This window comes from Veillonella parvula (genome assembly GCF_048309325.1).
GTDB lineage: Bacteria > Bacillota > Negativicutes > Veillonellales > Veillonellaceae > Veillonella > Veillonella parvula_T.
Map to the genome: position 1 here is coordinate 79,600 of NZ_DBFBTX010000005.1, position 24,419 is coordinate 104,018.

General features: G+C 37.8%; 20 protein-coding genes, 1 tRNA gene and 1 pseudogene. 21 read left to right on the forward strand and 1 reads right to left on the reverse strand.

The features are described from left to right. Positions 1-18 precede the first annotated feature (18 nt). Both dcuC and ACMKPP_RS05005 read left to right on the forward strand, forming a co-directional pair. The gene (gene dcuC / locus ACMKPP_RS05000; RefSeq protein ID WP_418369368.1) at positions 19-1,374 is read left to right on the forward strand and encodes a C4-dicarboxylate transporter DcuC; all 1,356 of its coding nucleotides are present in this window, start codon (positions 19-21) and stop codon (positions 1,372-1,374) included. 174 nt (positions 1,375-1,548) lie between these two features. Next, positions 1,549-2,742, forward strand: a complete 1,194-nt coding sequence (locus ACMKPP_RS05005; RefSeq protein ID WP_316060028.1) for an MFS transporter — start codon at positions 1,549-1,551, stop codon at positions 2,740-2,742. Positions 2,743-2,876: 134 nt separating this feature from the next. Here ACMKPP_RS05005 and ACMKPP_RS05010 read toward each other — a convergent pair whose 3' ends face one another. Then, the gene (locus ACMKPP_RS05010) at positions 2,877-3,863 is read right to left on the reverse strand and encodes a GMP reductase (protein ID WP_004696596.1); all 987 of its coding nucleotides are present in this window, start codon (positions 3,861-3,863) and stop codon (positions 2,877-2,879) included. A gap of 183 nt (positions 3,864-4,046) precedes the next feature. On the opposite strand from ACMKPP_RS05010, the gene thiT reads away from it, so the two are divergent. The 19 genes and pseudogenes from thiT to ACMKPP_RS05105 all read left to right on the forward strand — a co-directional run bounded on the left by thiT (position 4,047) and on the right by ACMKPP_RS05105 (position 24,202). Continuing rightward, positions 4,047-4,577, forward strand: coding sequence for an energy-coupled thiamine transporter ThiT (gene thiT, locus ACMKPP_RS05015; protein ID WP_039965064.1), 531 nt, complete (start codon positions 4,047-4,049; stop codon positions 4,575-4,577). After that, positions 4,570-5,694, forward strand: coding sequence for a molybdopterin-guanine dinucleotide biosynthesis protein MobB (locus ACMKPP_RS05020; protein ID WP_418369369.1), 1,125 nt, complete (start codon positions 4,570-4,572; stop codon positions 5,692-5,694). Before thiT ends, ACMKPP_RS05020 begins: the two co-directional genes overlap by 8 nt. Beyond that, positions 5,675-6,910 (forward strand): molybdopterin molybdotransferase MoeA, encoded by a 1,236-nt coding sequence (locus ACMKPP_RS05025; protein WP_418369370.1) that lies wholly within the window; start codon positions 5,675-5,677, stop codon positions 6,908-6,910. Before ACMKPP_RS05020 ends, ACMKPP_RS05025 begins: the two co-directional genes overlap by 20 nt. 356 nt (positions 6,911-7,266) lie before the next feature. Then, entirely contained in the window at positions 7,267-7,602 is a 336-nt protein-coding gene (locus tag ACMKPP_RS05030; RefSeq protein WP_128113931.1) for a cupin domain-containing protein, read from the forward strand. 114 nt (positions 7,603-7,716) lie between these two features. Then, on the forward strand, positions 7,717-8,745 hold the full coding sequence (locus tag ACMKPP_RS05035; RefSeq protein ID WP_418369371.1) for a helix-turn-helix domain-containing protein: 1,029 nt from the start codon (positions 7,717-7,719) through the stop codon (positions 8,743-8,745). Between the two features lie 383 nt (positions 8,746-9,128). Further along, entirely contained in the window at positions 9,129-10,031 is a 903-nt protein-coding gene (ttdA, locus tag ACMKPP_RS05040; RefSeq protein WP_012864637.1) for a L(+)-tartrate dehydratase subunit alpha, read from the forward strand. Beyond that, positions 10,031-10,642, forward strand: a complete 612-nt coding sequence (gene ttdB / locus ACMKPP_RS05045) for a L(+)-tartrate dehydratase subunit beta (protein WP_418369372.1) — start codon at positions 10,031-10,033, stop codon at positions 10,640-10,642. Before ttdA ends, ttdB begins: the two co-directional genes overlap by 1 nt. Positions 10,643-10,744: 102 nt before the next feature. After that, positions 10,745-12,014: pseudogene (locus tag ACMKPP_RS05050) on the forward strand (SLC13 family permease). A 276-nt stretch (positions 12,015-12,290) separates the two neighbouring features. After that, positions 12,291-13,961, forward strand: coding sequence for a formate--tetrahydrofolate ligase (locus tag ACMKPP_RS05055; protein WP_418369373.1), 1,671 nt, complete (start codon positions 12,291-12,293; stop codon positions 13,959-13,961). A gap of 158 nt (positions 13,962-14,119) precedes the next feature. After that, positions 14,120-14,737 (forward strand): cyclodeaminase/cyclohydrolase family protein, encoded by a 618-nt coding sequence (locus ACMKPP_RS05060; protein WP_316105202.1) that lies wholly within the window; start codon positions 14,120-14,122, stop codon positions 14,735-14,737. 180 nt (positions 14,738-14,917) lie between these two features. Next, on the forward strand, positions 14,918-16,246 hold the full coding sequence (locus ACMKPP_RS05065; protein WP_038125499.1) for a nucleobase:cation symporter-2 family protein: 1,329 nt from the start codon (positions 14,918-14,920) through the stop codon (positions 16,244-16,246). Positions 16,247-16,459: 213 nt separating this feature from the next. Then, positions 16,460-16,900 carry an MOSC domain-containing protein gene (locus tag ACMKPP_RS05070; protein ID WP_004696570.1) on the forward strand — a complete coding sequence of 147 codons (441 nt, stop codon included), beginning with the start codon at positions 16,460-16,462 and terminating at the stop codon, positions 16,898-16,900. Positions 16,901-16,926: 26 nt separating this feature from the next. Continuing rightward, positions 16,927-17,892, forward strand: coding sequence for a GTP 3',8-cyclase MoaA (gene moaA, locus ACMKPP_RS05075; protein WP_038125498.1), 966 nt, complete (start codon positions 16,927-16,929; stop codon positions 17,890-17,892). A 1-nt stretch (position 17,893) separates the two neighbouring features. Continuing rightward, positions 17,894-18,196, forward strand: coding sequence for a hypothetical protein (locus tag ACMKPP_RS05080; RefSeq protein ID WP_008714343.1), 303 nt, complete (start codon positions 17,894-17,896; stop codon positions 18,194-18,196). A gap of 83 nt (positions 18,197-18,279) precedes the next feature. Further along, a tRNA-Lys gene (locus ACMKPP_RS05085) sits at positions 18,280-18,355 on the forward strand. A 281-nt stretch (positions 18,356-18,636) separates the two neighbouring features. Next, a complete protein-coding gene (locus ACMKPP_RS05090; RefSeq protein ID WP_316105205.1) occupies positions 18,637-19,578 on the forward strand; it encodes a Dyp-type peroxidase in 942 nt (313 codons plus the stop codon). Between the two features lie 184 nt (positions 19,579-19,762). Further along, the gene (thrC, locus tag ACMKPP_RS05095) at positions 19,763-21,262 is read left to right on the forward strand and encodes a threonine synthase (protein ID WP_012864628.1); all 1,500 of its coding nucleotides are present in this window, start codon (positions 19,763-19,765) and stop codon (positions 21,260-21,262) included. 212 nt (positions 21,263-21,474) lie between these two features. Then, complete coding sequence (locus tag ACMKPP_RS05100; protein ID WP_195394633.1) at positions 21,475-22,362, forward strand: DMT family transporter; 888 nt, start codon at positions 21,475-21,477, stop codon at positions 22,360-22,362. Between the two features lie 172 nt (positions 22,363-22,534). Further along, positions 22,535-24,202 (forward strand): ATP-dependent nuclease, encoded by a 1,668-nt coding sequence (locus ACMKPP_RS05105; RefSeq protein WP_123137795.1) that lies wholly within the window; start codon positions 22,535-22,537, stop codon positions 24,200-24,202. Positions 24,203-24,419: the final 217 nt, after the last annotated feature.

The window sequence follows — 24,419 nt, forward strand, 5'->3', positions numbered from 1 at the left end:
TCTATGTAAGAGGTACTTATGAATATAGTTATATGTCTCATTATTATTGCTATAACAGGTATATTATTGATGAAGCGCTATCAACCACAGCCTATTTTGATTGGTATGGGAATCCTCATGATGTTCATCGCTTATGAGGGAAAATGGATTGATGCCATATTAGTTGATGGTCAATCTACAGGGGTTCTTATATTTGATGCCATGGATATCGTAAGGATAACGACATCTAATAATATAGTTAATCTGGGCCTTATGATTATGACTTGTGCAGGCTATGCAAAATATATGGAATATATTGGGGCAGGAACGCGACTCGCAGATACTTTTATCCGCCCTTTATATCGCCTTAATCGACCATATATTGTGTTAGCCCTTATGTTTTTACTCAATATGGGATTAGCTATTTGTGTTCCCAATCCGTTGAGTCTTGCTCTCCTCATGATGGTCACAATGTATCCTGTTTTAATTCGATTAGGTGTAAGTCCTATAGGGGCGGCTGCAGTTATTGCTACGGGACACCTTGTGGATGTAGGACCTGGGGCGGTGTCTACTTTATTGATTGCAAAGGTATTAAATATTCCTGTGCCAAACTATTTTGTAGGTTATCAGTTGAGGATTTATTTCTTAGTTGCTATTGTGACTGCAATAGCGCACTTCTGGTGGCAGAGATATCGAGATCGAATTGATGGTCCTATGGATGTAAATGATCTTGAAAGTATTCCTAAAGCGCCTATTGGTCCCAAGCTATATATGATATTTCCATTATTACCATTGTGTTTTATCTTAGGCTTTAGCCAGTATGGTTTTTCTGGTGTAAAGATGAATGTTACTCTTGCCATGATGCTTGCCTTTGGCATTGCTCTAATGGCAGAATTAATTCGTCATCGAAATCTGAGAACTGTACTTAAGAGTACCACAGTTTTCTTTGAAGGTATGGGGAATCAGTTCTCTTATGCAGTGACTCTTATTATAGGGGGGCAAATCTTTGCGCAAGGTTTGGTTAGCCTAGGCCTTATTGATTCGTTAGTTAGTGCACTTCAAACACTATCTTTAAACTCTATTGGACTTACCTCTGTTCTTGGAGGGGGTATGCTAGGACTTAGTATGGTTACAGGTAGTAACGTAGCACCATTATTTACGTTAGTTCCACTAGTACCTAATATTGTATCTAATCTTAGCCTAGATCCAATTACAACCATGTCAGGGATGCAAAATGGTGCAAGCTTAGGTTTGTTTCTTAGCCCTATTAGTCCAGTAATGGTTGGCGTAGCTGGTGTAGCTCATATTAAATCAGTAGACCTACTTAAACGAACTGCAGTACCTGTTCTTGTGGCATTACTTACAAGCTGTGTGGGAATATGGGTACTTTTTTAATTTTAATTTAAATTTACAAAACCCTCTTTACATGTTTTGTAAAGAGGGTTATTATATTTCAAGATTAATACATATGTAATTAAAATGGTTTCCTGTAATAGCGCATATTTTAGCGCTTTGCGGATAAAAAGGACCTTTCTTTGCCGGACGGTTCTAGAAGCCAGAAAGGATGTAATGAACGATCAAGTTTCTATTTCAACAGCAAATATTCGTGGTGCTTTTGGGGCATTTTTTATCCCCGGTATGTACACAGCTTTATGGGCTGGTTTCGTGCCATATTTAAAAGCAAAGCTTAGTATTGGTGAAGATGTATTAGGTTCCATGATTTTGTTGCTCGGTGTAGGTTCTTGTTTATCCATGGCTATAGCAGGTAAGCTTGTAGAAAGCTTTGGGTGTAAGAGAGTCGTTTTGTTAGCTAGCTTTATTGGTATGGTATCTCTTGCCATCGTTACTATGTGTCCTACTATTGCTACAACAACAGTAGCCCTATTCTTTTTTGGTATTGGTGTAGGCCTTAGTGGTGCTTCTGCTAATTTACAAGCTATCCTAACGGAAAAGGTGAGCAAAAAACATTTGATGGGTGCCTATCACGGAGGCTGGAGCTTAGGTGGTTTTGCTGGTGCCGGTGTTTTACTTGTGTTTTTAAAAATCTTATCTTTTTCTGTTAATGAAAGTATTTGGGGGCTACTCATCGTATTATTTATTGCGATGGTCATAGTTAGCCAATTTATGTTGACCTTTGGTAGTGATCCAAATGCAAAGATTACTAAAAAGTCTAAAAGCCCATTGTCCTTCCATCCAATCGCTCTTATTTTTGGTTTATTGTCCTTTGTGTCTTACTTGGTAGAAGGTGCTGTAGGGGACTGGAGTGCATTATATTTATTTGAAGATAAAGGGATTGTTATCGAAGAGGCTGTTATGGGTGTAATGCTCTTTAATGGTACTATGTGTATAGGCCGGTTGCTTGGCAATAGATTAGGTAAACACTTAACATCTAAGCAAGTTGTTGTTGGTGGCTACTTACTTGGCTCTATTGCGATGGGGCTGATCGTATTCTTACCAGGACATGCCTCCATGTATACTTACTTATTATTGGGTATTTCATTAGCTATGATAGTACCAAACTTATTCTCTGCGATGGGGGAACAAAATGTCATTCCTATGACACAAGCGGTCGCTACATCCACAATGCTCGGTTATATGGGGATTCTGATGGGGCCTGCCTTGATTGGCTTCATTGCGCACGGTACAAGTCTTACAGTAGCATTTATTGTATTGACTACATTGCTTGTTGTAAGTGCAGGTATTGGTAAATACGCATACCATTTAATGAGTAAAGACTGTGGTCTTAGTGAAGAACAGATTTAATAGTCTATAATTAAGGAGCTACGATTTTCGTATCGTAGCTCCTTTTTCATATTTTTATATTTTATGTATTTCTCGCATTAAAAAGACACAGGTTTTGAACCTGTGTCTTTTAGCGTTATTATATATTGATTAGATTAGCGATCGCCATTGAAGATAGAGTTTTTAACAAGTACATAGTCTACTTTGCGAATGGCTTGTAGAGTTGTACCGCCAGCGTAAGAGATAGCGGATTGTAAATCTTGCTCCATTTCAGTTAATGTATCAAAGATAGAACCTTTGGAGTCGATGAAGATTTTTTTGCCTTCTACGTTTTTGCGCTCACCTTTTTGGAACTCAGAAGCGGAACCAAAGTATTCTTTTACAGCTTTGCCGTCAACGATTTTTTCTTCCCCTGGGGATTCTTCATGACCAGCAAATAGGGAGCCAATCATAACCATAGTAGCGCCAAAGCGAATAGATTTGGCGATGTCACCATGGTCACGGATACCACCGTCAGCTATGATAGGCTTAGTAGCTGCTTTTGCACACCAACGAACTGCAGCCAATTGCCAACCGCCAGTACCGAAGCCAGTTTTTAATTTAGTGATACATACTTTACCAGGACCGATACCTACTTTCGTAGCATCAGCACCAGCATTTTCAAGTTCACGAACTGCTTCTGGAGTACCAACATTACCAGCGATAATGAAAGTTTCAGGCAAGTTCTTTTTAATGTATTGAATCATTTCGATGACTGCATTGGAATGACCATGTGCAATATCAATAGTGATATATTCTGGGGTTAAGTTTGCTTTCTTGAATTCATCAACTAAGGCAAATTCTTCAGCTTTTACGCCGATAGAAATAGAAGAATATAAGTTAAGGTCGTGCATGCGTTTTACAAAGTCCATACGACGTTCTGGTTGGAAACGATGCATGATATAGAAATACCCTTCACGAGCTAATTTTTCAGCCAACTCTTCGTCGATGATAGTTTGCATATTAGCAGGTACTACTGGCAAGCGGAATGTGCGTTTACCTAATTTTACATGTGTATCACATTCGCTACGACTGGAGACAATACATTTATTAGGAATTAATTGCACGTCTTCATAATCAAAGATGTTAGTTGTATTAATCATAGTTTCTATATCTCCTTCGAGTATTACATATTGAACCTGTACCATTATACAAGAGACTCATAAAATTTTCAATACGTTCCGAATATTTTGTTTGGTGTAAGGGATAAACTGTAGTACAATACAAGTAGATTGTGTAAATAATATATTCATTTATAGATATATGGTAAAAGGAGGTTGATTAATGTGGAACAGTCTAAAATCCGTATGCTTGCTGAAGCTGGCGTAGCAATTGCCATTGCTCAAGTGTTGTCATTTATTACGATTTTCCATATGCCACAGGGGGGCTCTATTAAGGCGGCAGCATTGGTACCACTCATGATTTACGCGTATCGTTGGGGCGGAACACGAGGTATCTTCGCAGGTGTTGTATATGGTATATTACACTTTATTTTAGGCTTTAAATCATCTGTTCATTATTTAAGTATTATATTAGACTACCTGGTTGCTTACGGTGCTATTGGCGTTTGTGGTTATTTTAAAGATTCTCTTTCTGGTCTTATCACTGGATCCATCGTAGGTATTGTATTGCGTTGGGGAGCATCTGTTACGAGCGGTGCTGTAGTCTTTGCTAGCTATGCTCCACAAGGGCAGAATCCTTGGGTTTATTCCATGATTTATAATGCATCCTATATGGTGCCAGATGGTCTTTTAAATATTGCAGTTTTACTATTCATCTACCAAGGTGTTAAACGAGGTTTACAACGTCGTGGATAAATTAGGTTTAATTATTTTGGCTGGAGGACTCAGTACTAGAATGGGGCAACCTAAAGCTTTGTTGCCTTGGATTAATGGTGAAAGTCTTATATCTCATGCACTTCGTAAGGGATTAGATGCAGATGTTCAAGATATTCTTATCTCTATCGGTGATGACGAGCAATTAGGACTTGCTATCCAAACTCATATTATAGATACATTATCGAACGATGAGAAAAATAAGGTTTCTATTGTTCGGGATTCTGTTGGGCGATGCGGACCTTTAGGGGGGCTGTATAGTACTCTAGCTGTTGGTACTAGCTCTGCTTATGCAGTAATGGCAGTAGATATGCCATTCATGGAAATGGATTTGTATTATGATTGGCTCTATCAAGTAGAGCATAATGATTGGAATGCCATCGTCCCATATAGTGAAAGTGGTAAATCTGAGCCAATGGCCGGTATTTATAGACCACATATTGCATCCTTAATTCAATCTATTCTTGTTAGTGAAAATGTATCGTTGCATCATGCCCTCGATGTTATTGGTCATGTAGAATCTATTGATGCTACTGATTTTAGTTGGGAGCTAAGCAATATTAATCGATTTGAAGACTATCAATGGGCGCGAGCTTTAGCGGAAAATGAATTCTGCCGTGTACCTTTAATTAGTGTGGTCGCATCGAAACGTAAAACAGGTAAGACTACTGTTGTAACGCGCCTTGTGTATGAGTTACAAAAAATCGGTTTATCCGTTGGTGTTGTCAAAAGCGATAAGCATGGCTTTCAGATGGATCATGAAGGAACAGATACAGACCTTGTCTATAAAGCTGGAGCTGATGCGGTTGCAATTGCAGGGCCTACTGAAACAGCGATTCGCATACGCACGAAAGAACAATCCAACTTGTATGAAATATCACAGTTTATGCCTGTAGATATAGTTATACTAGAAACGAGAGCCCAAGGGATTGCCCCAATTATAGAGGTTACTCAAGAGGGATATACGGAAGAGCTAATCTCGGATCCGATGGACCGAGTGGCGACGATAGAAATTGGCAAATTGGATCAAGACGTACCTGAATTGGTACGCCACATACAGGAAATGATGAGGAGTTTAAATGGCCGTCGTTACTGTTGAGAAGGCACTCCAATTGTGGGATGAAGCCTTACAAACGCAAGTTCATAAAGTTGAAACGATTGCAGTTAAGACTGCGAAGGGATATGTACTAGCAGAGGATATTATTGCGCCAACGGATGTACCTGCTTTTTCAAAATCTGCAATGGATGGATATGCCATCGCCTATGAAGAAGGCCGTAATGAATATATCGTTGACGGTATCATTGGTGCTGGTGTTATATGGGAACATCCCGTAGAAGTTGGTCATGCGGTGCGTATTATGACTGGTGCACCGGTACCAGACACATGTGATACTGTCATCATGCAAGAACAAGTGGTTGGCACTGGTGAACCACAAACTACAATTACGATTCAAGGCAAATATCGTTGTGGTGATCATATTATTCCACAAGGTGAGGAGTGTGTTGCCGGCACCATTGTGATCCCACGTGGTACAGAGGTAACATCTACAGTACAAACCATTTTGACGGGGCTAGGTATGACGGAAATATCTGTTAATGCCATGCCTCGTGTATTAGTTCTTACCTCTGGCCATGAGGTTATTGAACCTGGTGAAAGTTTAACACCTGGTAAAATCTACAACTCTAATCGAGCTATGATCTGTGGGCTCTTGGAGGATTTAGGTTTTCATAAGATAACACATTATCATGTAAGTGATGCTCCGGAGGAGTTAGACTCTGAAATCAACCATGTGTTGAAGCTTAGTGAAGAAGCAGATGTTATTATCAGTTCTGGTGGTGTGTCGGTAGGCCTTTTCGATACGATGCCTCTTATTTATGAAAAACTAGGAGCAAAATCTATCTATGCCCGTATTCAAATGCGACCTGGTGCAGCATCTTATGGTGCGGTTACCCCAAAAGGTCAGATTATCTTTGGTTTGTCCGGTAATCCAGGGGCTGCCTTTAATGGGTGGCATTTAATCGTAGCACCTACCTTGAAGCGTTATAAAGGGTTGGCTAATTGGACGACTCCAGTGGTGGCTTGTGTAATGGATACAGAAATCTTCAAACGTAATGCTTTTGATCGTTATGTACAAGGGAAAGTCATATTTTGCGGTGGAGCGCCACGTTTTGTGGCTAATCGTCACTTTAATAGTAGTAGTATGTTAGGGCTATATACTGTGAATGCATTGGCATGTATTCCACGAGGAACTCATGAAGTACATCCTGGTGATACATTTAATGTGTATCTATTAGGCTTGCTGCCTGCAGTTTAGACCCTTTTGATTTTTAGACTCTTACTCTAAGGCATTAGATTTTTTAGAGTTATAGCGTTTTAGAGTTTTAGATACAAATATACTAGTTAAAAAACTATAATATTTATAGCTAACCATAATGTAAAAAAGACGAGGTTTCTTAGGAGGCCTCGTCTTTGCGTTTATTCAAAACATTTCGTTTATTGAAAAATAATTTTAATTTTGTTACCAAAGATACTGAAATTAAATCTCAATTAAATTATAATAAAATTAAGGGAAGGATATTTTTTAGTTATATCAATTGGTTTTGATAAAATTGTTGTAATCTACTTTTTATTTACTTTTACTATTATATAGCTATATAAGGAGTGATTTCTATGAGTAAGACTTTCACAAAAAATATCCCGGTAAACGAAATTTTACATCTAGGCGAACACCTAGAGTATAAAGAGGGGCAAGTGATTAGTATTACAATTGCTCAAAATGAGCGACTCAGCATTACACTATTTGCGCTGCCTAAGGGGGAAGAAATCTCTACGCATGTAACAGTAGGCGATGCGATTGTTCAAATTCTCGATGGAGAAGCGCACATCGTTGTCGGTGATACGGAGCACAATGTGAAGACTGGTGAAACCTTGATTATGCCATCTGAAGTGCCTCATAGCCTCGACGCACGAGAAAGCTTTAAGATGCTGTTGACCGTAGTTAAATAAATATATCATAATAAATGCATCCCTTGGATTAGGAAGGGATGCATTTTTATATGCTTTGAAAAATGAAATCGTTAAGATGTGCCTCATAATTAGTTGTACTCGGGAGAATGCTAGATGGATTACTTTCATTATACATATAAACACAATCATATAGATTTCAATAGTGATATATATAAGGTTAGTACATATCATTACAACTGGCACAGTGGCGTTGAAGTCTTGATCTTGTTAAAGGGCAGAATCGACATGAGTTGTAATAGTGAGGTTTTTACAATGGAACCTCTTGATACCATTATTATTTCCCCTCAAGTGGGTCATGCTACGTTGGCGTTGGAAGAAGATACGACAGCTCTTGTTATTCATGTCGGAAAGGATTTCTTTCAGCAGTTTGATCCAAACTTTGGAATGTATCAATTTGTATTACGTTCTGATGAAAGTAATCGGTACGACTCTTTCTTTACCACATTGCGTCATCATGCGGCTATGATGATGTTATTGATGGTGAATGGTGAAAGTCCTACTAATCGATTAGATGTGGAGTATCATTATTTATCTTTAGTTAGCGATATATATAAAGAAATTAATAAGGTTAAATCTATTCATGTACATACAAAGCCTGTCGATATAACAGTAGCCACCTTCGATAAAATGATTGCTTATATAGATGAGAATTATCAGCAAAAAATTGAATTAGAAAATCTTGCAAAAATAGGTGGCTATAATGTGAACTATACATCACAATTTTTTAAACGCCAATTAGGGGTTTCCTTTTTAGAGTATTTGTTGCGGTTGAGATTACGAGAGGCTACAGTTCGTTTAGTTAATTCTAATGATGCAGTTGCACATATTGCAAGTAGCTGTGGTTTTGCGGATATTAAAGCTTTTAATGTAGCTTTTAAAAAACATTTCCATACCACGCCATCTGAATATCGTAAGCAAGCAAACGAAATAGGACGTAAAACAAAATTACATGATTGGAAGGAAATTATATCAACACAAGAACAGGATATTATAGAGATACTACAATCTTGTTTACCATATCAAGATGATTCTACTAATAAGATTAGATTAGAAGTGGCTAATCAAAAGTTAAATGACGTTAGAGAACAACTTGAGATGGTTGTAAAAAAATTACAAGATTAACTGGTATTGTTATATACCATTGTAACTGATTATAGTTGCATATTTTTGAGATTAAATTTGAGCGGATATACAATCATTAGGTTTAGGTGATTTTGTATATTTGTTAATCCTATTAAAATATATGGTGAAAGAGCACTACGTTCTGATGGTAGTGCTCTTTTTTTTATAATCATATAGGTGAAATTGTATATTTTTAATGGGTTAAAAGAAAATAATTAAGGAAATTTTGTATGTGTTTGACAGACTTTCACCAATAAAAATCAACTTGTAAATTGGATAGTTATATACTGAAAAAAGAGTAGAATAGAATCATCGAAAGGAGCTAAGGTTCCGAAACAGAAATAATCACGTCTTAAATATTGAAGTCTTTTTGGAGGTTTGCGATGAGTACGAAGGAACAACAAGTACAAGAAATGACAAATAAGATAGCTAATTTCATTTCTTATATGGCAAAGGTATTGCCTGATGATGTACAAGAAAAAATTCATGAATTGGCACAGGATGAAAAAAATCCTATGGCCAAATCTATTTATGAAACAATGCAACATAATATGGATTTAGCAGCTCAGCTTAATCGTCCTTCTTGTCAAGATACTGGTGTATTACAATTTTGGGTAAAGGTTGGATCTAATTATCCCTTACTAGGAGAATTAGAAGATATTCTAAGAGAAGCAACTTATAAGGCTACACAAGAGGCTCCATTACGATTGAACTGTGTAGAAACTTTTGATGAGTTTAATACTGGTAAAAATATTGGCCTCACTGCACCTTATATTCACTGGGATATCATTCCTGGTTGCGATGATGTAGAAATCTTCCCTTATATGGCTGGTGGCGGGTGTTCCTTGCCAGGGTCAGGTAAAACATTGATGCCAGGCGAAGGCTATGAAGGTGTTGCTAAGTTTGTTCTTGATTTGATGACAAGTTATGGATTGAATGCGTGTCCTCCACTATTGGTAGGTGTAGGGATTGCTACAACTATTGATACCGCTGCTGGATTATCTAAAAAAGCATTAATGCGCCCTGTATCTTCAAAAGCACCTAATGAAAAAGCGGCTTATATGGAACAATTGTTAGAAGATGGAATTAATAAGATTGGTATTGGACCTCAAGGTATGGGTGGGGATAAAACTGTTTTAGGTGTGAATATTGAACATGGTACACGTCATCCATCTGTTATTTCTTGTGCTGTTAGTGTAGGTTGTTGGAATCATCGTCGCGGCGATCTCGTATTTGACAAGGATGGTAATTGCACAGTTAAATCTCATAAAGGAGTGACATTATAATGGCTAAGAAAATATTAACTACACCTATTCAACAATCTGATTTAGCAGGCATTAAGCCAGGCGATATGATTTATTTGACTGGGCATATTACAACCTGTCGTGATATGGGGCATCGTCGTGTGGTAGAAGAAGGTAAAACGTTACCGGTTGATGTTAAAGATGGGGCTATACTTCATGCAGGTCCAATTATTCGTACTATAAGCGATAATGAATTTGAAGTTGTATCTGTAGGACCTACTACATCTATGAGGATGGAAAAATTCGAATATGAATTTGTTAAAAAGACAGGTGTACGTCTCATTGTAGGTAAAGGTGGCATGGGGCCTGAAACAGCACGTGCCTGCAAAGACTTTGGTGCACTACACTGTGTATTCCCTGCAGGTAATGCCGTACTTGCTGCTACAGAAGTCGAAAAAGTAGAATCTGCTAATTGGCGTGAATTAGGTATGTGTGAGACTTTGTGGACTTTTAAGGTTAAAGAATTTGGTCCGCTCATCGTATCTATTGATGCAGACGGTAATAACTACTTTGAAAATAAAAAAGTAGAATACAATGCGAAGAAAGAAGAAGTGTTAGAAGCGATTTATAAACACGTAAACTTCATTAAATAATCTCATTGTGAGCTTAACTTAATAGGGGGATTATACGGATTTTGTACAATCCTCCTTTTTTGTACCCTTTTTTAGGTATATTACACGTATTGGGAGGTATATATGGATACGAGTGTAATGATAACTCTTGGCTTCTTGATATTTGCCATCGTCATGTTTGCGTGGGAGAAAATCCCTTTGTCTATTACCGCTATGGTTGTAGCGGTAGGCCTACACTTAAGTGGGGTATTATCCGCTAGAGAAGCATTCGTAGGTTTTGTGGATCCAAACGTCTTACTATTTATGGGCATGTTTGTTATTGGTGAAGCTTTTTTTTGCAACAGGTGTCGCAGTAGGTGTAGGTAATGTAGTTCATAAGTTTGCTAAAACTGAAACATCTTTGCTCGTTGCTGTTATGATGATTACAGATATTTTATCTGGTTTCTTATCTAATACTGGTACAGCTGCTGTACTGATTCCTGTAATTATCGGTATTTGTAAAAAGAGTGGTTTTAAACAAACTAAGTTATTGATGCCTCTCGTATTTGCGGCAGCCATGGGTGGTAATCTCTCACTTATCGGTGCTCCTGGTAACATGATTGCTCAAGCAGGATTACAACAAGCAGGCTTAGGTTCTTTTAATTTCTTTGATTATGGTTTAGTAGGCTTACCAATCCTTATCGTAGGTACTATATTCTATGCTACAATTGGTAAACGTTTCTTACCAGATGCTCCAAGTCATCAACCAGATGGTGCTTTTGAAGGTAATGATGATTATAGTCATGTGCCATCTTGGAAGAAATGGACTGCTGCGATTGTATTGATTCTGACAGTCGTTGCTATGATTTTTGAAAAACAATTAGGTGTAAAACTTTATGTAAGTGCTTGGATAGGTGCGCTTGTTTTAGTAGCTACTAATGTTATTAGCGAAACGGCAGCTGTTAAATCGATCGACATGAAAACAATTATGCTATTTGCTGGTTCTATGGCTCTCGGTGATGCAATGGTAAAAACTGGTACTGGTAGTGTAATTGCTGACATTATTGTTAATAGTCTTGGAGCAAGCCCATCTCCAATCGTTGTGTTAGTAGTAATCTTTGTGCTTGGTGTGTTTATGACAAACTTTATGTCTAATACAGCTACTTGTGCTTTACTAGTTCCTATCGGTCTTAGCCTAGCATCTCAACTTGGCTTCGATCCTAAAGCAGTTCTTGCAGCTATCGTAATTGCAAGCTCCTTGGCATATGCAACACCAATTGGTATGCCTGCCAACACTATGGTATACAATATAGCTGGCTATAGCTTCATGGATTATGTGAAAGCTGGTTTACCACTTATCGTTGTATCTAGTATCGTAGCACTTATTTTACTTCCAATCCTATTCCCATTCTAATAAGATAAGTATTTGGTATATATTGAAAGCTCTGATGTATATTTACGTCAGGGCCTTTTCTTGCTTACCTGCATATATTGTGCTTGTTTTATTATATATTAGATAGATTACTAAATTTGTTAGACATAAGTATTAGACATTAGAGAAACTTTCACATATAATAGAGTAATGTAAGTGTACAAATATACATTCACAGTAGACATATATTACAAAACGTATACGTCTATCTAATAGTTGTTATATAGGTTTATGTGGCCATGGTGCCGAGGAGGCTTTATGTTAAGCGATATTGAGATTGCCCAACAGAATACAATGGAGAAGATTCAGGTTATTGCTGATAAATGTGGGTTAACACCTGATGATATTGAACAATATGGTCATTATAAAGCGAAAATTTCCTTTGATGCCATTCGCCGATTTGAATCTAAACCAGATGGTAAGTTGGTGCTAGTCACAGCGATTACGCCAACACCAGCCGGGGAAGGTAAGTCTACAACGAGCATTGGTCTCGTACAAGGCTTACAAAAAATTGGTAAAAATGCTATCGCTACATTACGTGAGCCATCCTTAGGACCTGTTTTTGGGATTAAGGGTGGTGCAGCAGGTGGTGGTTATGCTCAAGTTGTACCTATGGATGACATCAATCTTCACTTTACAGGTGATATGCATGCTATTACAGCGGCTAATAATTTATTATCCGCTATGATCGATAATCACATCCATCAAGGCAATGAATTGCAAATCGATTTGCGTCAACTTTCTTGGACACGTGTTTTAGATATGAATGATCGTGCTCTTCGCAATGTGACAGTTGCACTCGGTGGTAAAGTATGTGGGTTCCCTAGAGAAGATCACTTCATGATTACTGTAGCTTCTGAAATCATGGCTATTCTTTGCTTAGCTAAGGACTTAGAAGATTTGAAAGAACGTTTTGGTCGCATCGTTATCGGTTGTAACTTAGCAGGTAATCCTGTTTATGTTCATCAACTTGGTTGCCAAGGTGCGATGGCTCTCCTTATGAAAGATGCTATCAAGCCGAATCTTGTACAGACATTGGAACATACACCAGCTATTGTTCATGGTGGTCCATTCGCCAATATTGCTCATGGTTGTAACTCCATTGTAGCTACAAAACTAGGGCTTAAACTTGGTGATATCGTAGTTACTGAAGCCGGCTTTGGCGCTGACTTGGGTGCTGAAAAGTTCCTTGATATTAAATGCCGATACGGCGATATTTTCCCTGATGCAATCGTTATCGTAGCTACATTACGAGCTCTTAAAATGCATGGTGGTGTACCAAAACAAGAGTTGAATACAGAAAATGTTGAAGCCGTAACTAAAGGTTTCAGCAACTTACAAAAAGCAATTGAAAACATGCGTTATTTCAATGTGCCTGTATTAGTGGCAATCAATAAATTTGCTAGCGATACAGATGCAGAAATTGCTGAGTTGACTCGCCTATGTGATGAGTTTGGCGTGCCTGTAGAGCTTAATGAATGTTGGGAAAAGGGCGGCGAAGGCGGCACTGATATGGCGAAAAAAGTTGTAGAGTTACTTGAAGGCCCTAAGCCAACACCTAAATTCGTATATGATTTGGAAGATAGTTTAGAGGATAAAGTTAATAAAATCGTTAAAACTATTTATGGTGGCGATGGAGTTATCTTTACGGACAAAGCCAAAAAGCAAATTAAACAATTAGCAGATTGGGGACTGGATCGTTTGCCTGTATGTATGGCGAAAACGCAATATTCCTTATCTGATAATCCAGCATTATTAGGGGCTCCAACAGGATTCACTATTACTGTATCCGATATTCGTGTTGCCAATGGGGCAGGCTTTATTGTATGTCGTACAGGTGATGTAATGGTAATGCCAGGCCTTCCTAAACGTCCTGCTGCTCTTAATATGGATATTGAAGCAGACGGCACAATTAAAGGCTTATTTTAATAGATATTGTTTATAGTAGAACGTTTCTTAACTGGAGATTTATAGTGTCTGCTATAATTAGTTATATTTTTTATTGTGTTCAATATTTGTAGATTTTATAGTAATTACAAAGCGATAACAAGACATATCTTGTTATCGCTTTTACATGAGGTCTTGTTATGAAATTAGTAGAACAACGAGTAATAGATTTTGTGGCTGTTACTGCATCGAAAGAGCCAACACCAGGTGGTGGTGCTATTGCAGCACTAACTGCCGCAACAGGTGCGGCTTTAGCAGAAATGGTGGCAAACCTTACATTTGGTAAAAAAGGCTATGAAGCGGTTCAGACTGAAATGGAAGTGCTCCAAGCTAAAGCAGAAGAGATTCGCAATCGTATGCTCGAATTATCTCAAGCTGATGCGGATGTATTTAACATCTTTATGAAGGCATTAGGTTTGCCAAAGAACACAAATGAGGAAAAAGCTATACGTACAGCGGCTATTCAGCAAGCTTACAAAGATGCGGCTATGGTACCTTTTGAGATTGGAGAATTAGCGAATCAAATATTTGATTTAGCAGAATTAGCCTCTCGTAAGGGGAATCAAAACCTTATTACAGATGGTATTATTGCGGCTATTAATGCGCGTGCTGCGGTGAAATCGGCTTTTTTGAATGTGCGTATTAATTTATCTGGTATTAAAGATGAAAGTTTTGTAGAAGAACTAACATCTAAGATGTATGCCATTGAAAAAGATCTTGATGTTAAAGAGTCGGCTATCATAGGGTTATATAAATAATAAAAAATTATAATATAAATCGAATAATATAACCGAGCAAGCTATAAAAGTTCGGGAAATAATATAAAGAGAGCCTATTAATACATATAAAATAATAGACTCTCTTTTTTCTATTGTTATAATCCGAACGATAGTGTAAAATAAATGGGTGATATTTCGAGGTTTTATGTAGGAGACATTATGACAGATCAGAACCAAATAAATACAGTCGATAGTATGTTGCCCATACCACAGCTCTTTGCCTTTGGTTTACAGCATGTACTTGCCATGTATGCTGGAGCTGTTGCGGTACCGATTATCGTGGCACAGGCGATGAATTTACCTGTGGAGGACTTGATTCGTCTTATTACTGCAGACTTGTTTACTTGTGGCATTGCGACCTTAATTCAAACATTAGGCTTCGGTAATATAGGTGGGCGTATCCCTATGATCCAAGGTGTTACCTTTGCATCTGTCGGACCTATGACTATGATTGGGGCACAGCATGGTATGACTGCCATTTACGGCGCCATTATTGTAGCAGGTTTATTTACCTTTCTAGTAGCTCCATTCTTTAGTCGTCTAATTCGACTGTTCCCCCCTGTTGTAACGGGAACCATAATTACTCTTATTGGGATTAACTTAATGCCAGTTGCCATTAATTGGATGGGGGGCGGCGTAGGAAATCCAGAATTTGGAAGCTATACAAACATAGGCCTTGGGTTTCTTACGTTCTTAATTGTTGTATTTGTATATAAGTTTGCTAAAGGTTTTTTAAGTAATCTTTCTGTATTAATCGGTTTGATCGCAGGCACAGCAATTGCCTTTGCAATGGGCGTTGCTAATTTTGACGAAGTTGGTCGTTCGCAATGGGTTGCTTTCATTGAACCATTTTATTTTGGTTTGCCAACCTTTGACTGGGCTTCTGTACTATCTATGATTATCGTCATGCTCGTTGTTATGGTAGAGACTACAGGTGATAGTATTGCTATTGGTGAAATTGTGGATAAGCCAATAGGTCGAAAAGAATTGGCTTCTGTTATTCGTGCCGATGGTATTTCCACTTTAATAGGGGGAATCCTCAATAGCTTTCCATATACAGCCTTTGCTCAAAATGTAGGACTTATAGCCGTTACAGGTGTTAAAAGTCGCTTTGTGGTAGCTGCATCTGGAGTAATCTTAATTTTGTTAGGTTTATTTCCTAAACTAGCTGCTATAGTTGCTAGTATTCCAAATGCAGTACTTGGTGGTGCTGGTATTGCTATGTTTGGTATGATTGTTGCCAGTGGTATCCGCGCTCTTGGCAAGGTTAGTTTTGATGGTAATCATAACTTGATGCTTGTGGCGATTAGTATTGGAGTGGCTATGATCCCTATTGCGGCGCCGAACTTTTATGCTAATTTCCCTGATTGGGCACAAATTATATTAAAATCTGGCATTACCTTTGGTAGTATTATGGCAATCTTGCTTAATTTATTACTAAATGGTGTTAATAAAGGTGACGAAATTAAAGAAATGGGTCGCCGATAATAATAACTATATGAGAACTCTACCTCTTTCGGTAGAGTTTTTTTAGTGAATAAAATCACAGGAAAAACATTAGAATATTATGCTATAATATATAGATAATTGTAGAACTATTTTGTGATGCTTTCATAAAATAGAAATATTAATTTGTATTTACAATTAAGTGTTTATAAAAGTTATGTATATGGAATGTTCCCATAAGAAGGGAAGGACTACGTGGCAGACGGAAAAATTATTGCTATCTCCATAAGTGAGAGAAAAGGGCAAAAAAAACATAATATTGAATCCGCCAATCTCATTGTTGATCATGGGATGGAGGGAGATGCTCATGCAGGAAATTGGCATCGCCAAATCAGCTTGCTTGGTATTGCGAGTATTGATCACATGAGGGCACAAGGTGCAGATGTCAAACCTGGTGATTTCGCTGAAAACATTACAGTAGAAGGCATGGTTCTTTATGAATTAGCTGTAGGGACTCACTTACAAGTAGGTGATGATGTGATTCTTGAAATTACTCAAATTGGCAAAGAATGTCATCAAGGTTGTGAAATTATGAAACAAGTTGGTTCCTGCATTATGCCTACACAAGGTATCTTTGGTAAGGTTCTTAAAACTGGTACGATTCATGTAGGTGATGAAGTATCTATTATTAAGTAATTTTGTATTAGTAAATGAGGTGTGTTATGAAAGACGCATGGGGTCGTACAATTGAATATGTACGTCTGTCGTTGACAGATGCGTGTAATTTTTGTTGTCCCTACTGCCGACCTGCAGAAATTACTCCTCAAAGTCAAACACAACTATTATCTGTTGATGAATGGATGAATATATTAGGGGCCTTCCATCATATTGGTGTGAAGGCAGTACGCCTCACAGGCGGTGAGCCTTTGCTCTATCCACATATCGAAGAGTTACTAGGTCGCATTAAAGAAACAGGTTGGTTTGAAGATATTTCTATGACTACCAATGGTAGTTTATTAGCCTCACGAGCGCAACGGTTAAAAAAACTTGGCTTGAATCGTGTGAATATTAGTTTGGACTCTCTTGAAACTGAAGCTTTTGCCACCTGTGTTGGTAAAGAGGGGCAGTTGGAGTCTGTTCTCGACGGTATACGTAGCGCTATTAATGCTAACTTTAAATCCGTTAAGATTAATACGGTTTTATCTCGTTATTGGTCCGATGATGAAGTTAAATCTTTATTACAATATGTTGAAAAATGGCCTGTTGTTTGGCGGTTTATTGAATACATGCCGTTCCAAGGTGATGCCTTTCATGGACCTACCTTTGATGAATGGAAGGAACAATTAGAACGCGTTAGTGGCGGATCTCTCACAGAGGTTCATTCTGTTTATGGCTTTGGTCCTGCTACATATTTGGCACTACCTAGTGGTAAGGCTGTAGGCTTTATATTCTCTATGTCTCATAGCTATTGTGACACTTGCAATCGTGTACGTCTTACATCTGACGGTCAAATGCGATTGTGCTTGTTGCGAGATGATGAGGCTGATCTCGTATCACTCGTACGCAAAGGTGTATCTATAAAGGACTTAGCTAATCATATTGAACGTGCTTTGCAACGAAAACAAGAACGACATGATGGTATAGGTATGGATCAACCTGAGCGTCCAATGTGGCGAATCGGAGGGTAGTATGGGATTTTTTGATTTTTTAAAGCCTAGATCAAAGGAGAATGTTGAATCCTGCTGGCCTGGAGGCAAGATGCTTCAAGTCCATATAGAATACAATACACAAGAAACCGTATTTACTTATTTTGGTCGTTATGGGTTACAGTTTAGCGTTCCTAAGTCTAATTTGACGAATGTTATTGTAAAAGAAGTAAGTCGCACTCATAGTGTGCTTCAACTATATAGTGGTGAAAACTGCGTAGGGACTAGTGATCTACTCCCTACTGAGGCCTGTAATATTATGAAGGATTGGGTATTACAATATTAATAATATGAATGTTGATATTTTATAGGAGTGTAATAAATTTTCTTTACATTCCTATAAAATAAGCATATAATTATTCATGTCATGGACCACTAGCTCAGCTGGCAGAGCACCTGACTCTTAATCAGGGTGTCCAGGGTTCGAACCCCTGGTGGTCCACCAGAGTAAAGAACTCACATTTTGTGTGAGTTCTTTTTTTGTGTAAATATTTTTCTTTTAGCTTTTTACATATCTTTTTAGCCTTTATATAGTTATTTACATGGTTAAAATACGTTGTGGTTTAATCCTATTTTTCTCAAACGAGTAGTCATTGATTTAATTAAGTTTATAAACTTTGATATTAATTGAATATAGTATTGATACAATATAATATATTTTATAGACAGTAAAACTATAATAGCTTATGATGGTTTTATAATAGTTTTCTCACTAGGAGGTACCAAATGGCAGTAGATGTTTCTAGAACACAAGATGTGTATAAAGATGCTGGCCAAAGTGTCAACTTCACCACTTTGTTATTAAACCGTAAAGATCATGAGGCAGAGCTTGAAGTGATTCAAGATATGGCAGATCGTATTCAAGCCATTAAACGTTCTGTTAGTATTCGCGCTAATGGGGAAGGTTTGGGCATTGCCTTTGGCTTTAGCCGTAAGGCATGGGATTATTTGTTCCCTAATGCACCGGTACCAAAAGAGTTAGAAGACTTCGAAGGCATAAAAGGTGATAAACAAGATGTACCCGCTGTAGCAGCTGACTTATTTTTGCATGTCCGCTCTAATGATGAATCTGTTACGTATACTGTAGTAGATCAAATTATGGAGTTCTTACGCCCTATTACATCTGTTGTAGATGAAACCCATGGCTTCCACTACGAACAAGGTCGTGCGATTATTGATTTCGTTGATGGTACGGAAAACCCTGTTGGCCAAGAGGCTGTAGAGTGGGGCGTTATTGGAGATGAAGATCCTGAATTTACTAATGGCTCTTATGCATTTGCACAGAAATATGAACATGATCTTGATGCATGGCGTGCACTTCCTACAGAAATGCAAGAAAAATTCATTGGTCGTCGCAAATTTAGTGATATCGAATTGGAGGATGATGAAAAAGATCCGGCAGCTCACAATGTAGTGGCTCAAGATAATCGTGATGATGAAGAACACAAAATCGTTCGTATGAATGTTCCATTTGCCCAACCAGGACATGGCGTACGTGGTACATATTTCATCGGTTATGCTCGTTACTGGGATGTAACTAAAACAATGCTTACCAATATGTTTACGCAAAACGATAAATTGCTTGATTACTCCAAACCTATTACTGGCATGTTATTCTTCATCCCATCTCTTGATACATTGGATGCTATTGCGGAAGGTGAACTATAACCGAATTCTGATTAATATTGGAAAGCTGTATATTCACTTAATTAGTTAGTAATATTTGGTTTTATTTACTAGATTAAAAATTTATTATATAATTCTATAGAAAGCGCCCCAAGTGGGCGCTTTTATGCTATAATAAATCTATTAAACTCGTAAAAATCCATTGTAGTTATGAATGAGGTATTCCATGAATTATACTAGCACCCGAGGTACCGTTGCGGTAAATGAAACATATGCATTGTTGCACGGCTTAGCAGAGGATGGTGGCCTATATGTACCATCTTTATTTCCTACAAACTGCTTAACTTACAATGATGTGAAAGATAAAAACTACCAAGAAGTAGCAGCCGTTGTTTTAGCAAAGTTGTTTCCATGCTTTTCCGAAGCTCATTTAAATGAAATGATTAATTCTGCTTACTGCGATGCTAATTTCAGCACCCGCGATATTGCACCATTACACTCTTTATTGGAAAAGGTTTCCGTATTAGAACTATTCCATGGCCGCACACAAGCTTTCAAAGATATGGCATTATCCTTATTTCCATACCTTTTAGTAGCTGCTAAGGAGGCTGAGGGTGAGAAAAAAGAGGTTCTTATCTTAACGGCTACTTCTGGTGATACTGGTAAAGCAGCTCTTGAGGGCTTCAAGGATGTACCGGGAACTCATATTCAAGTATTCTACCCGACTGATGGCGTTAGTCCTATGCAAGCGGAACAAATGCAAAAACAAGAAGGGGAGAATGTTAATGTTACGGCTATTCATGGCAATTTTGACGATGCTCAACAATTCTTGAAACGCCTCTTTGTTGATAAAGCGACTGCTGAAGAGGTTGCTGAAAAAGGAGTTATGTTCTCCAGTGCGAACTCTATCAATATTGGTCGTTTAGCTCCACAAGTAGTTTACTATGTAAATGCCTATGCTGAACTGGTTGCACAAGGTGCAATCCATGAAGACGAAGCTTTCAACGTTGTAGTTCCAACAGGTAACTTCGGTAATATCTTGGCTGCTTACTATGCTAAAAAAATGGGGATTCCTATCGGCAAATTGATTTGTGCATCTAATCAAAATAACGTACTTACTGACTTCTTTGAAAACGGTACCTACGATATGAACCGCCCATTCTATACGACGATTTCTCCATCTATGGATATTCTTGAATCCTCTAACTTTGAACGATTCTTATATTATATTTCTGGTGAAGATAGCGAACGTACAGTAGGATGGATGAAAGATCTTAAAACAACAGGCAAATTAACTGTTAATGAAGAAGAGTTCAAACGTGTTAAGACTGATTTTGCTGGTGCCTATGTAGATGATGAAGAAACGAAAGCAATCATTGAACAAGTATACAATTCTTACGGTTATGTAATGGATCCTCACACGGCAGTTGCTATGGGGGCGTATATGAAGGAGTTGGAGAAGCATCCTGAAGATGGCGCTCGTCATACAGTGATTGCATCTACAGCACATCCATTTAAATTTCCTACACCAATCTGTGAGGCATTGGATATCAAGGTGGGCGAGACTCCTTATGAAAGCTTAGATAATATCTCTGCTGTAACAGGTGTTGCCTTCCCTAAACAATTGGAAGCCTTACAATCCAAACCATTGCGCTTTACAAAAGCAATCGACAAAGAGAATATGAAACAAGAAATCTTAGATTTTGTAGATACGTTCTCTAAATAATACAATGCCGCCTTTCCTTAGAAGGGCGGCATATCTATATGTTTTTTATTGAGTAATCATTTTTTATTGATTAACCAATTAAATTCATTTTCTCATTAAATTAACATTCATCATATATGATATGGAATTTTGTTAGTATGTATTGATGTATTCATTATTTATAGAAATATGGGTTTATAATTATATAGAGAAATATAATTATAGGAGGGGCTATGGCTAAAAAGGGCCTTATATATGCATTGTTATCCGCACTTTTATTTAGTACGATGAATGTATTTGTAAAACTGTTAGGGACAAATATTCCACCTGGGGAGATCGCTTTTGCCCGTGGGTTCTTTGGGACTGTTGCGGTGCTCATTATCATGTATGTGAAGGGCATCCGTTTTTCAAAAGAGAATCGGGGGCTCCTCGTCATGCGTGGCTTATACGGCGGTTTTGGTATGGTATGTAATTTCATAGCATTGGTACACATAAAATTATCTGATGCAACAATTCTATTTCAGACGACAGGAATATTTGTTTTTATCTTTAGTGCTCTGTTTCTGAAGGAATCGATACCTAAAGGGGCTGGCAAATGGCTTGGAGTCATTTTGATTGCTGTCTTAGTAATGGTGAATCCTTTTAGTTATGAATCATTTTCTTGGTATGCATTGGTAGCAATTTTAGGTGCTGCTTTAGCTGCGGCGGCCTATACGACGATACGAACTATTAGTAAACGCGGACAACATAGTAATTTTGAAATCATGGCCTATTTCATGATTACTGGCATGATTGCGGGCCTCGTCACTACTGATAAGCTCGTTATGCCTCAAGGTACAGATTGGCTCATTATCTTCGCTATCGGTGGTATTAGTGTAGTGGCTCAGTTTTTCTTGACTGGCGCCTTTGTTACGACCAATGCTGTAGTGGCTCAATTCTTGCAATACGTTGGCGTATTTATTAGTTCCTTCTATGGGTTCTTGATCTTTGGTGAAAGCTTATCCATAGCAACAGTAGGAGCTGGTATTGCTATGTTTATATCCTCTGTCATGTTGGCGCGTCTTAAAGAACAGAGTGGTCCATTAAGAGAGGGCAAGGTTATAGAGGATAAAATTAAATAAATGTCGAATATATACAGTATCAGACTGTATATGACAGTGGGGGTGCTGATTACATTCGTGATTGGCACCTTTTTACATAAAAGATAAAATACAGGGGTATTAGTTAGTGATTTATTGTAATGAAATATACTAGAGCTTTTTCATTTTGAAAGTAGCTACAGACGGAGGAGCTATGTATATAAAATGGATGCATATTGAAAACTATAGGAACCTAGCCGATGTAACGCTAAGCTTTCACAATGATATTAATTACTTTGTCGGTGAAAATGCGGTAGGTAAGTCTAATTTTTTAGATCTCTTAGAAATTATCATGGAGTGCCATGGGTTCATTGAAAGTGATTTCACGGATGTAAACAAGCCTATCCGCATTGATTTTGAAATATCTTTGGGTGAGTTAAATTATAAAAGCATGTATACTGCTGATGAAGGCCCCACCTACCGTTTACGACTTGAACAAGTTGTACAAGAGGTATATCCACGATTATACAGAGTCACTGATGCAGGGATTGAACCTATGGCGTTATCTATGATTCGTCATGCCTTATATGTGTGTCATCGCGACACCTCAGAGCAGGAACTGTTTTCTATACCGTCCTCTATATATGTAGAATTAGGACAGCTATTACAAGCTTATGTGTCTCGATTAGAAATGCCTACTGATGATTTTCAGCGTGAAATTGTTAGTTTACGTAAGGATTTAGATCCTTACTGTATGCTCAATATTCAACATCTTGTAGAGGTATTGTCTACATCCTCCGCTATGGAACGTAAGTATTCTGCTGATAATGTACGATTGATTATGGCTGTGGCTCTCAAGATTTTGGCTCAAATTTATATGAAAGTGAGTAGTGCAACTACAAATTTAGAATCTTTACTTGTGTATGATGCAAAGGGACACAAGTTTTTACCAATCTTTATAAGTGTAGATGAGCCTGAGCTACATTTAAGTCCGTATTTGCAACGGGCTGTGCTCAATTATTACCGTCAAATTGCAACTAATGAAAATGAAGAGTTTTTAGCATTGCTGCGAGATATTTTTAAAATAGATGGATTATTAGGACAGCTCTTTGTGGTTACTCACAGTACGGATGCACTAGTTGACGATTATCGTCATATTATTCGGCTTTATCGGGATGAAAATAATATGGTCTGTGCAGCGTGTGGAGTTACTTTCAATTTCCCTAAAGAGGTAGAGAAACACTTGATTATGCATTTTCCTGAGGCAAAAGAGGCTCTATACGCTCGGTGTATTATCATCGTAGAAGGGGAGACGGAGTATGGTAGCTTTACAGGCTTTGGTAAAAAATTAGGCGTGGACTTTGATTATTTTGGCATCTGTCTTATCAACGCTCGGGGCGAATCCTCTATCAGTAAATTGCAAAAATTGTTTAATAGATTCTCTATTCCTACAGTAGCTCTCTATGATCGCGATGTAGAGGGAAAATATGCAAAAGCACATAGCAATATATTCTATACGGAGGAAATTTGTTTTGAAATGGATTTTGTATCGTATCTACTTGCGATGCACAAGCGTTCCATAATGGATGCCATCATCAAGGACATTATTGATGACGCTCGTCCAATGGTAACAAAGGATATGGCGCGGCGTGGTTATGCTAAATTAGGTATTACTAAAAGCCAAATTGTACAACGTTGTTTACCGAATATTTCGGATCGTAAGTTGGATGATTTACATATCTATTACTTCTCTTGGTTCTATGCCAATAAAGGGGTAATTGTAGGGCGACGTATTAGTCAATTTTTAGATACTTCTATGATACCACCTGCATTTATTGCAGTAATAGAGCGTGCTAAACTTCTTTCGCTAGGTTTAGGTTAATGGAGTAATACATTACTACTTCTAATTAATAGAGTCTGACCAAAGTTTGGTTAGACTCTATTTTTTCGAAGGTAACATAGCGTTTTAGAGTGTAGGCATAGGAAATATGGTGTAAAAAATACGCATAATAAGCGATTTATTACAATAATAGATAGAATTATGAAAAAATATATTAACTAAATTTTAAAAACTACATCGAAATTTCTTGACATCTTTT

Coding starts and splice junctions, on each gene's coding strand:
- dcuC (WP_418369368.1), top strand. CDS start 19: ATGAATATAGTTATATGTCTCATTATTATTGCTATAACAGGTATATTA.
- ACMKPP_RS05005 (WP_316060028.1), top strand. CDS start 1,549: ATGAACGATCAAGTTTCTATTTCAACAGCAAATATTCGTGGTGCTTTT.
- ACMKPP_RS05010 (WP_004696596.1), bottom strand. CDS start 3,863: ATGATTAATACAACTAACATCTTTGATTATGAAGACGTGCAATTAATT.
- ACMKPP_RS05025 (WP_418369370.1), top strand. CDS start 5,675: ATGGCCGTCGTTACTGTTGAGAAGGCACTCCAATTGTGGGATGAAGCC.
- ACMKPP_RS05030 (WP_128113931.1), top strand. CDS start 7,267: ATGAGTAAGACTTTCACAAAAAATATCCCGGTAAACGAAATTTTACAT.
- ACMKPP_RS05035 (WP_418369371.1), top strand. CDS start 7,717: ATGGATTACTTTCATTATACATATAAACACAATCATATAGATTTCAAT.
- ttdA (WP_012864637.1), top strand. CDS start 9,129: ATGAGTACGAAGGAACAACAAGTACAAGAAATGACAAATAAGATAGCT.
- ttdB (WP_418369372.1), top strand. CDS start 10,031: ATGGCTAAGAAAATATTAACTACACCTATTCAACAATCTGATTTAGCA.
- ACMKPP_RS05055 (WP_418369373.1), top strand. CDS start 12,291: ATGTTAAGCGATATTGAGATTGCCCAACAGAATACAATGGAGAAGATT.
- ACMKPP_RS05060 (WP_316105202.1), top strand. CDS start 14,120: ATGAAATTAGTAGAACAACGAGTAATAGATTTTGTGGCTGTTACTGCA.
- ACMKPP_RS05065 (WP_038125499.1), top strand. CDS start 14,918: ATGACAGATCAGAACCAAATAAATACAGTCGATAGTATGTTGCCCATA.
- moaA (WP_038125498.1), top strand. CDS start 16,927: ATGAAAGACGCATGGGGTCGTACAATTGAATATGTACGTCTGTCGTTG.
- ACMKPP_RS05080 (WP_008714343.1), top strand. CDS start 17,894: ATGGGATTTTTTGATTTTTTAAAGCCTAGATCAAAGGAGAATGTTGAA.
- ACMKPP_RS05090 (WP_316105205.1), top strand. CDS start 18,637: ATGGCAGTAGATGTTTCTAGAACACAAGATGTGTATAAAGATGCTGGC.
- thrC (WP_012864628.1), top strand. CDS start 19,763: ATGAATTATACTAGCACCCGAGGTACCGTTGCGGTAAATGAAACATAT.
- ACMKPP_RS05100 (WP_195394633.1), top strand. CDS start 21,475: ATGGCTAAAAAGGGCCTTATATATGCATTGTTATCCGCACTTTTATTT.
- ACMKPP_RS05105 (WP_123137795.1), top strand. CDS start 22,535: ATGTATATAAAATGGATGCATATTGAAAACTATAGGAACCTAGCCGAT.